The 13,660-nt window shown below is 55.0% G+C and carries 15 protein-coding genes and 1 pseudogene; 8 read left to right on the top strand and 8 right to left on the bottom strand.

Annotated elements, in window-relative coordinates; genetic code table 11:
* From WBC85_RS09740 to WBC85_RS09725, 4 genes are all read left to right on the top strand, one after another.
* The coding region (locus WBC85_RS09740) for a hypothetical protein (RefSeq protein ID WP_424435989.1) at positions 1-272 on the top strand (272 nt) is incomplete at its 5' end.
* Between the two features lie 460 nt (positions 273-732).
* The gene (locus tag WBC85_RS09735; protein ID WP_424435986.1) at positions 733-1,023 is read left to right on the top strand and encodes a hypothetical protein; all 291 of its coding nucleotides are present in this window, start codon (positions 733-735) and stop codon (positions 1,021-1,023) included.
* Positions 1,024-1,131: 108 nt separating this feature from the next.
* Positions 1,132-1,533, top strand: coding sequence for a hypothetical protein (locus WBC85_RS09730; protein WP_424435983.1), 402 nt, complete (start codon positions 1,132-1,134; stop codon positions 1,531-1,533).
* Positions 1,530-2,024, top strand: coding sequence for a helix-turn-helix transcriptional regulator (locus WBC85_RS09725; RefSeq protein WP_424435980.1), 495 nt, complete (start codon positions 1,530-1,532; stop codon positions 2,022-2,024). The genes WBC85_RS09730 and WBC85_RS09725 overlap by 4 nt, the downstream gene beginning before the upstream one ends.
* A gap of 26 nt (positions 2,025-2,050) precedes the next feature.
* On the opposite strand, the gene WBC85_RS09720 is transcribed toward WBC85_RS09725, so the two are convergent.
* The 8 genes and pseudogenes from WBC85_RS09720 to WBC85_RS09685 all read right to left on the bottom strand — a co-directional run bounded on the left by WBC85_RS09720 (position 2,051) and on the right by WBC85_RS09685 (position 7,244).
* Positions 2,051-2,599 carry a tetratricopeptide repeat protein gene (locus tag WBC85_RS09720; RefSeq protein ID WP_424435977.1) on the bottom strand — a complete coding sequence of 183 codons (549 nt, stop codon included), beginning with the start codon at positions 2,597-2,599 and terminating at the stop codon, positions 2,051-2,053.
* 140 nt (positions 2,600-2,739) lie between these two features.
* Positions 2,740-3,477: a pentapeptide repeat-containing protein gene (locus tag WBC85_RS09715; RefSeq protein ID WP_424435974.1), complete on the bottom strand. Its 738-nt coding sequence runs from the start codon at positions 3,475-3,477 to the stop codon at positions 2,740-2,742.
* Between the two features lie 34 nt (positions 3,478-3,511).
* Positions 3,512-3,892 (bottom strand): annotated as a pseudogene (locus WBC85_RS09710) (DUF2237 family protein).
* Positions 3,893-3,895: 3 nt separating this feature from the next.
* Positions 3,896-5,059, bottom strand: coding sequence for a serine hydrolase domain-containing protein (locus WBC85_RS09705; protein WP_424435969.1), 1,164 nt, complete (start codon positions 5,057-5,059; stop codon positions 3,896-3,898).
* A gap of 82 nt (positions 5,060-5,141) precedes the next feature.
* On the bottom strand, positions 5,142-5,408 hold the full coding sequence (locus WBC85_RS09700) for a hypothetical protein (protein WP_424435966.1): 267 nt from the start codon (positions 5,406-5,408) through the stop codon (positions 5,142-5,144).
* 63 nt (positions 5,409-5,471) lie between these two features.
* The gene (locus WBC85_RS09695; RefSeq protein ID WP_424435963.1) at positions 5,472-5,606 is read right to left on the bottom strand and encodes a hypothetical protein; all 135 of its coding nucleotides are present in this window, start codon (positions 5,604-5,606) and stop codon (positions 5,472-5,474) included.
* A 210-nt stretch (positions 5,607-5,816) separates the two neighbouring features.
* Complete coding sequence (pth, locus tag WBC85_RS09690) at positions 5,817-6,509, bottom strand: aminoacyl-tRNA hydrolase (RefSeq protein WP_424435960.1); 693 nt, start codon at positions 6,507-6,509, stop codon at positions 5,817-5,819.
* Between the two features lie 105 nt (positions 6,510-6,614).
* A complete protein-coding gene (locus WBC85_RS09685; protein WP_424435957.1) occupies positions 6,615-7,244 on the bottom strand; it encodes a 50S ribosomal protein L25/general stress protein Ctc in 630 nt (209 codons plus the stop codon).
* 138 nt (positions 7,245-7,382) lie between these two features.
* Here WBC85_RS09685 and WBC85_RS09680 point away from each other — a divergent pair, with 138 nt between their 5' ends.
* The 4 genes from WBC85_RS09680 (at position 7,383) to hydA (ending at position 13,614) form a co-directional block, all read left to right on the top strand.
* Positions 7,383-8,531: an MFS transporter gene (locus tag WBC85_RS09680; protein ID WP_424435954.1), complete on the top strand. Its 1,149-nt coding sequence runs from the start codon at positions 7,383-7,385 to the stop codon at positions 8,529-8,531.
* A 229-nt stretch (positions 8,532-8,760) separates the two neighbouring features.
* Complete coding sequence (locus WBC85_RS09675) at positions 8,761-11,160, top strand: Ig-like domain-containing protein (RefSeq protein ID WP_424435951.1); 2,400 nt, start codon at positions 8,761-8,763, stop codon at positions 11,158-11,160.
* A 73-nt stretch (positions 11,161-11,233) separates the two neighbouring features.
* Positions 11,234-12,157 carry a dihydrodipicolinate synthase family protein gene (locus WBC85_RS09670; protein ID WP_424435948.1) on the top strand — a complete coding sequence of 308 codons (924 nt, stop codon included), beginning with the start codon at positions 11,234-11,236 and terminating at the stop codon, positions 12,155-12,157.
* Positions 12,154-13,614 carry a dihydropyrimidinase gene (hydA, locus tag WBC85_RS09665; RefSeq protein WP_424435945.1) on the top strand — a complete coding sequence of 487 codons (1,461 nt, stop codon included), beginning with the start codon at positions 12,154-12,156 and terminating at the stop codon, positions 13,612-13,614. Before WBC85_RS09670 ends, hydA begins: the two co-directional genes overlap by 4 nt.
* Positions 13,615-13,660 lie beyond the last annotated feature (46 nt).

Genomic DNA, 13,660 nt, shown 5'->3' with positions numbered 1-13,660 from the left:
GCATAGAAGACATCGTAGTCTTCAGCGGCTGCGATGTGTTTCTTGCCACAGGATCGCGCGAAGGCGAAGCGGTCGAATTCGCCTTCGATAGACGCACTGGAAAAGCGCTGAAAGCTGATGCGCAGGGCGAATACCGCGATGACCTGTTTCACTTTGTCGAAGGTTTGCGCGAAACCTATGTCGCCAGTCTGGACGGCGGGTTTCACGACTTCGTTGTAACCGCAGCCGGTGAAGCGGGGATATCTTTGCCAAAACGCAATTCAAACGGTTAGGCGCTAACGTCTGAAACATCGGTGCGGGCGCTGGCAGGTTTGTCATGCGCCCGATCTCGTTTGAACGCCCGCGCCCTTTACAGCGCGGGCGTTTTGTTATGCAAAGCTGTGCGTGTTTCTTACCGTTTGTTGCCGTTCTAATAGATGTGGCTGCTTTGTTTGGGTGTGTGTAAGTGCGCTCGATCAAGGCCTGTTGAAACAACGGCGATTAGCGCAGCGGTGAAAAGGGCTGTGCAGGTAGGGCAAGAGGGCAGCGCGGCCCGCGCCGAATCCTGTTTCGCGTAGCTGCCGCACCGCATTCGCAGTTTTGTGAAAACGCCCCGGATTTGGCACATAAACTTACAGCATACTTAGTTAAACCGTCTGTCTAAACGGGCCAAAATAACCCTTTGGTCAATATCGTGGCAAAACTTTTAAGCGCAGGTTCGGGGGACTGAAACCAAGTAAATGGAAAACTGAAATGACACGAATTATCTTGATTGCCCTCACAGCGGCTTCCCTTTCAACAGCTGCATTCGCCCAAAGCGCGACGGAACAGCGGTCCGGTTTTCGGGCCTTCGTAGAAGGTTTGCGGGAAAGCTATGACGCCTCGACGGATGGTGATTTTCATAGCTATGTTGAAACGGCAGCCACCGAGGCAGGCATTGCCATGCCAGAGCGAGGCCCAAAGGGTGAAGCACAAGGTCCGGATCGTGGACAAGCGGACCGACCTGACCATGGCGAAGGCGGCCATGGCGGTGGTCGCGGCTAAACCCCGACGCGAATGTAGCTGGCATTTTGTTCTACCTGCCGCTAGCTGCGCCTCATACACTAGGCATGTGCCCAAGGGCACATGCATTCCAAATGTGAAGGATGCCAAATGAAACAGCGTTTTGCCCTTGCCCTGACGATCTCCATGTTTGCGGTGCCATTGGCGGCACAAGACATCGGTTCCCAGATTGCTGACCAACTACGTGCGCAGGGATATAAAAGCGTCGAGATTACAAAAACATGGCTTGGTCGCTTGCGATTGAATGCTGCCAATGGCGCGCAACGCCGTGAAATTATCGTAAACCCGAGAACCGGAGAAATCCTGCGCGACTTTCTTTCGGGTGCCGATGGCGCAGAGGTCACAGGGCCGCAAATACTGGATCGTGCGCCAAGTGAACGTGCACCGAGCGGTGCCGCTCCGTCCGGTGCACCTGCGGGTAGCGGTCCGGCTTCGGGGCCTGGTCCGGGTTCAGGTCCAGGTGCGAGCCCCGGGGGGGGACCCTCTAAATGATGCGTGTTGCGCTTGTTCTGATCGCGGCCCTGCAAATCGTTTGCGCCATATTCTTTGTATCGGATATCTTGTTCACTTTGATTGGCCTGCGCGCTGCGCCAATTAGCTGGCAAACCCGTGAACTTCTAGAAATCGGTGCTGCGCTGGGATTGGTGCTGGGGGTGGTTCTTGGCATCGCTGTCCTGCTCAAATTCCGCGCACGCACTGTTCAGGTTGAAGAACAGTTGAAAATCGCGGCGGGCGCTTTCGCACAAGTGCTACAGGAACGCTTTGAGGCTTGGGGGCTTACGCCCGCCGAAAAGGACGTGGCGTTGTTTTTGATAAAGGGTATGAGCACAGCAGAGATCGGCGGGCTTCGCAAAACGTCCGAAGGGACGATCAAGGCCCAGACAAACGCTATCTATCGTAAGGCAGGGGTGAGTGGGCGCAGTCAGCTTCTTAGTCTGTTTATCGACGATCTGATGCAAGAGCCGTTGGTGCCCACCGCCTAGGTCAAGCTGGCGGCAGGCAAAAATTATCAATAGTTGGACGGTACGCCGCGTAGTGCCATGGCGAGCGCGGTGTAGGACCACGTGTTGCGCCCGCCGCGTTGGCGGATCTCGGCAAGCTGGGCTTTGGCACCATCTGTGTCGCCATAAGCAAGCAGGCCCTGACCCATGTAAGAGCGCGCAAGGATATAGTCGGGATCAATGCTGAGCGCGGCCTCATAATACTCCATCGCGAGCGCATGGTTGCCCAGCTTGCGATTGGTAAAACCGCGATAATTCAGAATGCGAGGATCGTTCTGGTTTTCTGCGGCGTCCAGCACATGCAAGGCATTTTGATACTGGCCATCGTAGGCCATTTCGCGCGCCGCGAGATAAAGCTGATCGTCGGTGAAATTATGCGACTCGACCTTCAGACATTTTTTGGTTTGGGCGTCATAGACCCTGCCTTCTTTGCATTTCTTCGTTGTGTTTGTAGTTTTGGGCGGCGTTTCCTCGCCAGCGGCGCGCAGGCTATGCGGTGCACCGATCACCAAGCTGGCGGCAAGAAGGGCGGAAGAAAAAAGCGTGACCTTGGACATGAGTTCATTCCTTTGCTGGGACTTTGCGGCGGTCTAATCCGCCGCTGCATGGGCCGTTATGATTCAAGTGTAGGGCATATTCCGCAGATTTCGAGTTTATTCGTAAAAGGCGTAAAACGTAGAATTGCATATATGGTTCATTATTGCTGGCAGAGCGGTGGTAGCAGGTGCCTTTTGTGAATTTGATCGTTGAACTTGCACAGGTTGATCCATTTGGATTTCAAACCTTTTGGAGGCAGGTCTGCCCAAGCCCAAGCGTCTTTCAGGATCACAGATGCCAAGCCGTTCGCGCGTGAGAAATCTGCGCTAGACAGGAAGGAGCCGCTCAGATCAGCATTCGTCAAATTAGCATCGATGAAGTGGGCTTGGTACAAATTGCTTCGCGAAAATACTGCGTCTTCCAGATTGGCGCCGTTGAAATCTGTGCTATGCAGATTTGCTCCGCGTAGCTTAGTTCCTTGCAGGTGCCCTTTGGAAAAGGTGCTGGCACGTAGATCGGCACCGTTCAAATTCGCATTAGCAAGTAGGATGCCCGAGAGGTCACTGCGAGTCAGAGCTATCGGCGCTGAGCATCGACTTAGATCCTCGTCCCAAGACTGCCCCGCGCTCATCCGTTTGCAAGACAGATCGATGCCAGACATGTTTTGATTTTGCGTGTTCAAATAGCGCATGGCTTCGGCTTTGCCTGTATTGCCAACGGCTGGCGCAAGTAACCGTGTCCAAGCGCGATCAATAGCCTCTGCCTTGCGATCGCCGCGTGCTTCGCGTCGATCTCCCATTTCCCAGAAGAATGCGATACCGCCCAGAATTATGGAAATGAAGGTGAGCATCAGGATCAGGCGTTCGAACCCGTTCCAAAAACCGACTGGCTGGCTCATTCGGCGCTCCTTTGGTTTCGTGGTGCCATCGGAATTACGATTGGGCGTTGTGGTCATAAAGCTTCAAAACATCCAAAGGCACGATGTCGAGAGCGCGTTGATGGGTTGCGGCGAGGTTCACCAATGGCGCGCAACGATCATCATGTGCCTGCAAGAAGCGCGCGGCGCAAAGGCACCAGACATCCCCCTCCTTGAGGCCTGCAAACCCGAACTCGGGCCGCGGCGTGCTTAGGTCGTTGCCGACTTAGGCCGAGAAGGCCAGAAATTCTTTCGTCAGGATCGCTGCGACTGTGTGGCTGCCTTGATCCGCTGCGCATGTGTTGCAGAACCCGTCGCGGAAATAGCCTGTGAGCGGGTCAAGGCTGCACAGCTCTAGTTCTGTACCAAGTACATTGATGCTTGGGTCTTTTTGCATGCCCTAAAAGCCTTCTGCGATCTTGCGGAAAATCTCGATCTGGTAGTCGCGAACGCCCTCGTCGCGGAACTTGCGATCGGCTGCATTGGTTGCAATCACAACGCCAAGCGGGCGGTTGATATAGATGTATTGCCCATAAACCCCGCGTGCGAGGAATTCGCCTTCGCGCACATCTTCCGGGGTCCACCACTGATATCCATAGCCGAATTCACCCTTGCCTGTTGGCGCGGATGGCACTGTAGAGGCCGCAACCCAATCCGCAGGGATAATCTGTTTTCCGTTGTACATGCCGTTTTGCAGAAACATCTGGCCCATACGTGCGTAATCGCGTGTGCGCAGGTTCAAACCGCCCAGAACGAAGGCCACGCCATTGCCGTCGGTAAGGTAATACGGGCTGGCTTCTAGCCCCATGGGGGCGATGATTTTCTCGGACAAAAGCGGAGCGATATCGCGCCCTGTTGCCCCGCGAATGACCATAGAAATCACATGGGTATCAATTGAAACATATTGCCAGTCGGTGCCGGGCTTGGCGAAGGTTTCCTTCAGGTCGGCGGCAAAGCCATCCATAGATTTGCCCAACGCCAGAACGCGGCCCATTTTGTTGATATCGCTATTCTTGTCGAGATAGTCCTCGTCAAAGGTGACACCGCTGGCCATGTTCAGCACGTTTTTGATCGTCGCCCCATCGTATGCGCCGCCTTTGAGCGAGGGCGCGTATTTGGTGACGGGATCGTCAATAGACGCAATCGCGCCTTCGTGAAGCAGAACGCCGAACAGGGCCGAAAGATAGCTTTTCGCGACAGACCATGAAATGCGCAGGTCGTCCGGATTGGTGCCCTGATAATAGCTTTCATGCACCAGCGCGCCGTCTTTGAGCACCACCAGCGCCGTCACTGTGCGATCCTTGATCCATTGCTCGACCTGCGGGGTTAGGGTGATCGGATCGCCCTTTGGAAGTTCGCTAACAGGGCCATCGCCGCGCGGAACATCAACAGACAGGAATGCGGCATTCATCCCAGAGAAGTTGGTGACGATCTTTTCCGCGCTAAAGAGCGAATTTACGGCCATAAGACGTTTGAGTTCTTCGCGCTTCCATATGCCAACGGCAACGGCAAGGATAACAAGAACGAGAACGATCCACAGGATGATCTTGAGTATTCGGCGCATGAAATTCTCCCTTTGGCTTAGACAAGCATGGAAAGGGGCAGGCGCGCAAATCCTAAGCGAGTGAACGTTTGGTCAAGCGCGCCTAATCCTCGAGTTCGGGGACATCACCAAGGCGGGTGATAAAGACTGGCTCGCTATAGTCGCCAAGTTCGATATCGACTGCGATCGAATAAGCATCAACACCCGCATAAGAGCCGCCTTCAAACAGCCGGTTGGCCCGCGCTTCGGCGTCTTCCATGGATTTGCATTGAATTGCTTTGCCCTGGACCAACTGGGGCATTGGATTGCGCCCGTTTGAACGTTCGGCGCGTGTGTAGGTTTGGCAGACGAAATGCGTGGTTTCACTCATGTTGGTTTGGTCCAATCTGTGTGTGCGGCAGCGCGTTAGAAAACTGCGCTGCCGCGACTTGGCCTACTTGGCCTTCTTCGCGCCAATAATCGGATCGTTTTTGCCCTTGCCAAATTCGGCAATGGTCGGGGCTTTTTCTTTGACCTTTTTGGGTTTCTTGTGTTCGCGGTTTCCGCGTGTTTTATCGCCTTTAGACATTTTGGTTCCCTTCTAAGAACAACTTAATGACGTGGAGGTTTCACAGGCTTTGCCGCCAGATATCTTGAACGTTTCACGGTTCAAGCCTGGCTGGGCGGTTTGGAAAAATCTTGCAGAAAGGTCTGTCCGTTTTGAGCTAAAGACTCATGGCGGTCAGTGGCCCAAATATAGCAGTTCGGCGCGCAGATAGAAACAAATTTCGTCGCGGTTTTATTGAGAGCGAAACTTGTCGGCAAGTTTTTGCATGGCACTGCGCGTGTCGATCTTTGCTTCGGTTTCGGGCGCAGGCTTTGCCTTGGTTTCTTGAGCAGGTTTCGCCGATTTAGACGACCGGGCAGGGGCCGTTCGTAAAGACACGGCATTCAAGAACCGTGCGCTATCGCCTGCCGCCAGTTCTTTTGCACCATCGCTACAGCCACGGGTGACGTCATCAAGCCAGCCTGCTTCAGACTTGGCAAAATCGCTTAACACATATCCTGCAACGCGGTCCTTGTGGCCGGGGTGGCCGATGCCAAGGCGCACGCGGCGGTAGTGTTCGCCGATGTGCTGATGGATCGAACGCAGTCCATTGTGGCCCGCATGTCCACCGCCAAGTTTCACGCGCACTTTCGATGGGGCGAGGTCAAGTTCGTCGTGGAAGACGGTAACATCCTCGGGCGTCATTTTGTAAAAGCGCATCGCTTCGCCGACGGATTGACCCGAAAGGTTCATAAAAGTCGAGGGCTTCAGCAGCAGCACTTTTTCGCCGCCAAGGGTGCCTGAAGCAACCTCGCCCTGAAATTGCGATTTCCACGGGGTGAAGCCATGATCGCGCGCGATCTCGTCTAGAACGATAAAGCCGATGTTGTGGCGGTTCTTGGCGTATTTGCTTCCCGGATTTCCGAGGCCAACAAAAAGCTGCATCACGCGTTTCCTTTTTCCTCTTACGACTCATCTATAACGAAAAACGGGGCCTTTGAGGGGCCCCGTTTCAAATCATTAGAGTAAGCAAAGACCTTAGTCTTCTGATTACTCGGTCGCGGGAACGTCAGCTGCGTCGACTTCATCTTCGTTATCGGAAGATTTAAGGCCAGACGGCGCAGAGAGGTTTGCAACAACGAAGTCACGATCGATTGTTGGCTTGGAGCCAACAGGAAGCGTGATGTCAGAGATGTTGATGGTATCGCCAATGTCGACGCCTGTCAGATCTACTGTCAGCTTCTCAGGGATATCACCCGCAGTTACGATCAGCTCGATCTCTGGACGCACAGCGTTCAGAACACCGCCGCGCTTGATGCCGGGTGCTGCATTTTCGTTGATGAACTCAACCGGGATGAAGAGGTTGATCTTGGTTGTGCGGCGCAGGCGCATGAAATCGACGTGCGTTGGCAAGTCTTTAACAACGTGGCGCTGAACGTCGCGGCAGATAACGCGAACGTCGTCGTGGCCTTCAACCTTCATGTTGAGCAAAGTGGACTTAAAGCGGCCTGCTTTCAGGGCTTTAAGCAGAACTTTAAACTCAACGTTAATTGGTAGAGGATCAGCGTCGCCACCGAAAACGATACCAGGCACCATGCCTGCGCGACGTGCTTGACGAGCGGCGCCCTTGCCTGTCCCCGTACGGACCTCAGCGTGGAAATCAGGAATTTCTCCAGCCATTTTATATTCTCCAAATGTAAGAGCGAAGTGCCTCCAAGGCTGTCACCTCGCGTGAAGCCGCGCGTATAGACGGGAATCGCTGTCAGGGAAAGCCCCATTTTCCTTGCAAAGAAGGGGTGTTGCAGGCACTTCACTGGAATGAATTTTGCACGCAGCTTCATTTCTGACTTACGCCTTTCTTGTGCGCCTGCAATCGGCTTTCTGCTGGTCGGGCTGTGTTGGGGAAGTTTCGCAGGTTCGGTGCCAGACATTAAGGCGGCTATCGGCGCTGGTGACGGTGTTTTTGGGGGCGCGATGTTCTTGTCGGCGCTTGGTGCTTTGGCCGCAATGTGGCTTGCGCCGCGCATCGAGGCGGGCCTTGGTCCGCGCGCTATGCAGGGGGCGGCCCTTGTCATGGCGGTTTCGTTTTTATTGCCGGGTTTTGCCACGAATGTGGCCTTTTTCACCGTGGCTATGCTTTTCGCGTCGGCTGGCTCGGGCTCGCTCGATGTTATTATGAATACGCGGTTGAGCGGAATCGAGGCAGACAGCAAGCGTTCGCTGATGAACCTTAATCATGCTTTGTTTTCCTTTGCTTATGCGGGTGCGGCGATCAATGCGGGTGTGCTGCGTGAAATGGGTTTCGGGCCCGCAACGGTCTTTGGAATTGTCCTGGTGATTACGCTGTTGTTGCTGCCCGTTATGTTTCACAGGCCCGCGCCAATCGAGCAGGATGGCGATGCCAAATCGATAAAGCTGCCGAGCAAGTTAATCTTGTTCGGTGGTCTCATCATCATGTTCGCATTTCTTGCAGAGCAGGCCACCGAAGCATGGTCGGCGCTTCATTTGGAGCGCAGTCTTGGGGGCAGCGCCGCACAGGGTGCGCTGGGTCCGGCAATTCTGGGCCTGACCATGGGGGTCGGGCGGTTGTCCGGGCAGTTTGTCACAACCTATGTGCGTGAAACGCGAGCTTTGCAGATTGCGGGCCTCATCGCCGCACTTGGCGCAATCATCGCGGCCAGCGCCTCTGATTTGCTCACAGCTTACATCGGGTTCGGAATTCTCGGATTGGGCGTGTCTGTGATGGCACCTATGGCCTATTCTGCGGTAGGAAAGCGGGTGAGCAACCAGCAACGCGCACTTGTTATCACCCGCATTTCTGTAATCGGTTACATGGGTTTTTTCGTCGGCCCGCCCCTGATGGGCGGCTTGTCCGAAGCGTTTAGCCTTTATGTGTCGTTCTACGCCGTCGCCGCGCTTCTTCTGTGCATCACGATCATTCTGGCCCCGATGTTGCGTAAACAGTGAGCGCTAACAGCGGTCATTGTTTCTGGGTGGTATCATAGCACCCTGCGGCGCTGTGTGATTGGCGGATTTTCGCGTAACCCTACGGAAATTAGGGCAAAAATGATGCGAGTCGGTTTTCCCCCCTTGTGTGCTCAACGGTTGGCGGTAGATACCTATCAACATAAATACGAGTAGGATGCGTTAGTCTTTGTTGATGCGTATCCATAGTTGGGTTTCGGGGGAAACGCGCGTGCCAGTAGAAATTAACCAGTTTATCTATGGAAATAGCCTTGTAAATTTTGCAGGCGGCTCTGCGGAAAGTAACGTTCCTTATTGGCTTAACCAGTTCAGCGAAACAGCGGGCAACACGTATTCGGCAAATGGCGGTTACGGTTTTCTGCGTCAGTTTGCGGACCGTGATGAGCCAGGAAATGAATGGGGTTTCCAAGGGGTTGAAGGTGTTTGGGATACAGACACTGCAAGCTTCAATGAGGTCAGCTTTGATAGCGTAATGATTACCCCCGACAACTTCATTCAGGATCGTGCGCCTGATGAGGTTTATGTCGGTGATTCACGCTCCCCCTTGGATGCAACTATTGATATCGTGCGTGATACAATGGCCGATCAGCCGGGCGCGCAGCTTTATGTCTATGAAGGCTGGGCGGACCTGGGCAGTAATTTTGGCTACCCCGTGTCGGACAGCCAGTTGGACGCCTATCACGCATATAACGCTGGCGAGTATCATGATTGGTACGTTGAGCTGGTCGATGATGTGAACGCTGCCGTGCCCGGTGCGGATGTTCAATTGATCCCTGTTGCCTCGGTCATGGCAGAACTGTTTACGGATGGCCCGCTTGAAGGGCTGACGCTGGATGATCTTTATGTCGATAGCGCGCCGCACGGGACTGAAACGGTCTATTTCCTTGCCAGCATGATTACCTATCCCGCCGTTTTCGGCGAAGCGGTTCCTGCGGATTTTGAAGTGCCTGATACTGTGCATCCGCTTGTTGCGGAAAACTTCGAACTGTTGAACACGCAGATATCCGAGTTGATGGACGTCACCGCGCCTGAGGTTGGCGAAGTTATTGTCGACGTGAATACCGATCCAACCGTCGGTGATGATATTGCAGAGATGACGCAGGATGAAGTCGCAGTAATTGATCTGCTGGCAAATGACAGCGATGCGGACGGCGATCCTTTGAATGTTGTCTCGCTTGGAAGTGCCGAATTCGGCACAGTTTCCCTTGTGGGCGGTCAAGCGGTCTATACGCCTGAAGCAGGTTTTGTAGGCAGCGATAGTTTTACTTACGTGGTAAGCGACGGAGAAGGCGGTGTCGTCGAAGGTCGTGTTGAGATTCAGGTTCTGGCAAGCGAACCTGAACCTGCGCCCGAACCGGAGCCATCCCCAGAGCCTGCGCCAGAGCCCGAACCAGAGCCTGCGCCCGAGCCAGCGCCTGAGCCCGAGCCAGCGCCTGAACCTGCGCCGGAACCAGAGCCACCTTTGGCATCTGGAAGCGAAGGATTTTCTGCGGCGTATTTCGAGCTAGGCACTCAGGTCGCGACACTTGCGGATGTTGATTTTACCGCGCCTCCTTCGGCTAGCGGCACAATTGATGCACTTCAGTATCTTGAGGTGACCGGTTCCTTCGTTCCTGAAAGCGGCGAAGATCACTTTGCGGTGCAATATTCGACCACGCTTAACGTGAGCCAAGCAGGCGCGCATGAAATCTTTGTCGTCGCGGATTACGAAGCCCGTATTATGATTAATGGTGAAGTGGTGCTGGATACCAGCGCTAGTGAAGCGGGTGACATGGTTTCGGTCTGGCTTGATCTGGACGAAGGCGCACATGATGTGCAGGTCCAGTATCTCGAAGTCGCTGGTGAGCAATCCCTGAACATTGATTGGGTCGGTCCTTCTACGGACTGGGACGTCATTCCGCTTGCCGGAACTGTGCCGTCAGGTGATGAAACCAATGATGAGCAAGAGCAGCGTTTGCCCGAGGACGAAGAGTCCGATGAGACAGAAAGCCTGCCAGAAGAGTCTGAAGAGCCTGAAGAAGAGTCTGAAGAAGAGGCACAAGCGCCTCAGAAGGGTTTCAAAGAGTACCACGCGAAAGCATGCGAAACAGATGAAGCCTCTTTGAAGGATGTTGATTTCAAAGGCCCTGCCGCAAGCGAACAGATCACCAAAGGTATCACGCTCGCTTCGGAAAATGGTGCTTTGCTTGAGGGCGGCCCTGATGATGGTGCCGTGCAGTTCACCGCGCAATTGGCTGTGGAAAACGCGGGCCTCTATCGAATTGGGGTGTCATCCGACGATCAGGCTCAGGTGTCGATCAGCGGCTTGCCTGTTGTAAACACCGATGCGTCCGATGATGGTGCGGCGCAAAGCAATTCGATCTTCCTGACCTCAGGCAATCATAGCGTTGACGTGCGCTATCTTGATACGGGCGGCGCGCAGTCACTGGATGTCACCTGGAGCGGGCCTGACACCGAAGGGCAGTCGCTACCGCTTGGCGATACGCCAGAGAGCGGCGCGATTGCGTCCCTCTTTAGCGATGCAGCTACTGCGCGTGCTGATGAAGAAGCTTTTGCCATCGCGACCAAGGAAGCGGACGAAGACGAGCAGGACGCTTTGTTCGCCATCTAAAGCGCGAGCCCTTGAACTCTTTGCGCCCCTCGCACATCGTGGCATCGTAATATGTCACGAGGAGAGCGGGCGCATGATTCATCGAAACAGTAACGGCGTCTTTGTTATCGCAGCGACGCCATTTTCCGAAGACGGCGCGCTGGATCTACAAAGCACCGACCGCATGGTCGATTTCTACCTTGAGGTCGGTGTGACAGGCATGACGATCCTTGGCATCATGGGCGAAGCGCCCAAGCTGACATCCGAGGAATCGCTGCAATTCGCGCGCCACGTGTTGGACCATGTCGCAGGTCGCATCCCTGTGGTCGTCGGGGTGTCTGGCCCCGGTCTTGATAACATGGCGCGCCTCACGGGCGAGGTCATGGCGGCAGGTGCGGCCGGCGTCATGGTTGCACCCATGCCGAGCCTGAACACAGAGGCCAAGCAGAAGAGCTATTATGCACAGGTTTGCAATACATTGGGCGGCGACGTTCCGATCTGTTTGCAAGACTATCCGCAAACGACGGGGGTGAACTTTTCCGTTGAAACCCTGCTCGAGATATTCCGCGCGCATGAGCAGATTGTCATGCTTAAGCATGAGGATTGGCCAGGTCTGACGAAACTCAGTCGCATTCGCGCCGAAACGGGCGACGGTGCGGGGCGTTTGTCGATCCTTACAGGTAATTCCGCGCTGTTCTTGCCGCAAGAAATGCAACGCGGGGCGGATGGTGCGATGACGGGCTTTGCCTATCCGGAAATGATGGTGCAGGTCGTCCAGCGCCATCTGGAGGGCGATGTTGATGGTGCAGAAGATCTTTTTGACGCCTATTTGCCGCTTGTCCGATATGAACAACAGCTGGGTCTTGGCCTTGCCATTCGCAAAGAGGTTTTGCATCGCCGCGGGGTTCTGGCCAGCTCGAAGGTTCGCGCGCCGGGGCCGTCGTTAAGCGCATTAGACAAGGCAGAATTGACCCGCTTGACCAAACGCTTAGAAGCAAAGCTGGCTGCCCTTTCATGAAACACGATCTGGTCATCAAGGGCGGAACCTGCGTCACCGCGTCGGAAATGTTCAATGGTGATCTCGGCATCACCGACGGGCGTATCGCAGCGCTGGGCGAGGGTTTGCACGGCAAGTATGTGATCGATGCTACGGGCAAGCTGGTCATGCCCGGCGGCATAGAGGCCCATGCCCATATCGCGCAGAATTCCGCAACTGGCGGCATGACGGCGGATGATTATACGTCTGGCTCCATTTCTGCGGCTTTTGGCGGCAATAGCTGCATTATCCCTTTCGCCGCGCAACATCGCGGCATGGGCGTCACTGAAACGCTTGATTTATATGATAGCCGTGCCAGCGGTGCATCGGTGCTTGATTATTCCTATCATCTGATCGTGTCCGATCCGAGCGAAGTGGTTCTCACCAAAGAGTTGCCAGATGCCTTCAGGCGCGGGATCACCAGTTTCAAACTGTTCATGACCTACGACAAAATGCTGGTGAATGACGCGCAGTTTCTGGATGTGCTGAGCGTTGCCAAAGAGCACGGCGCGCTGACGATGGTTCATGCCGAAAATGCAGGCATGATTAAATGGATGACCGACCGCTTGCTGGCGCGGGGGCTAAAGGAGCCGAAATATCACGCGTTGTCCCATCCCGCTCTGGCCGAGGAAGAGGCGATCCACCGCGCAATCTGCATGGCAAAACTGGTCGATGCACCGCTTTTGATCGTTCATGTCAGCACCCCTGAAGGCGCAGCGCTGGTGCAGAAAGCCCGCCAGCAAGGCGCGAAGATTTACGGTGAAACCTGTCCGCAATACCTGTTCCTGACGCGCAACGATATGGACAGGCCAGACATGCAGGGCGCGGCTTTCATGTGCTCGCCGCCTTTGCGCGATGCGGCGACGCAGACCGCGCTTTGGCAGCATATTCAAAGCGGCACTTTCGATGTGGTCAGTTCGGATCACTCGCCCTATCGCATGGATGATACGGGCAAGCTGGCCCATGGCATGGATGCTCCGTTCACTGTGATAGCCAACGGAATGCCGGGAATTGGCGCGCGGTTGCCTTTGTTATTCTCGGAAGGTGTTGGCAAGGGGCGGATCAGCCTGCCAGAGTTCGTTGCGCTCAGTTCGACCAACGCTGCGCGGCTCTATGGCTTGTTGCCTAAAAAGGGCACGCTCGCTGTTGGCGCGGATGCCGATATCGCGATCTGGGATCCGAACAAGCGCGGTAGGATTTCAGCGGATAACCAGCATGACAATGCAGGGTATTCCGCTTTCGAGGGGTGGGAGGTGACGGGCCTTCCTGTCACTGTCCTCAGTCGCGGCATCCGCGTCATTGATGGCGGTGCGTTGCATGCCCAAGCAGGTCATGGCCAGTTCCTTGCGCGTGCAAAGTTCGAGCACTCGGGGCGCAAGGGCTATCTCGCGCCAGAACTGGACCCGACCCAAAACTTCGGAGTGAACATCGCCCCATGAGCATCATCGTTATCAATCCGAATTCAAACGAAGCGGTCACGCAGGG

Origin of the sequence: Planktotalea sp. (genome assembly GCF_049680325.1) — a bacterium.
GTDB lineage: Bacteria > Pseudomonadota > Alphaproteobacteria > Rhodobacterales > Rhodobacteraceae > Planktotalea.
Note: the sequence above shows the minus strand (reverse complement) of the source record. Positions and strands in the feature narration are given on the sequence as shown.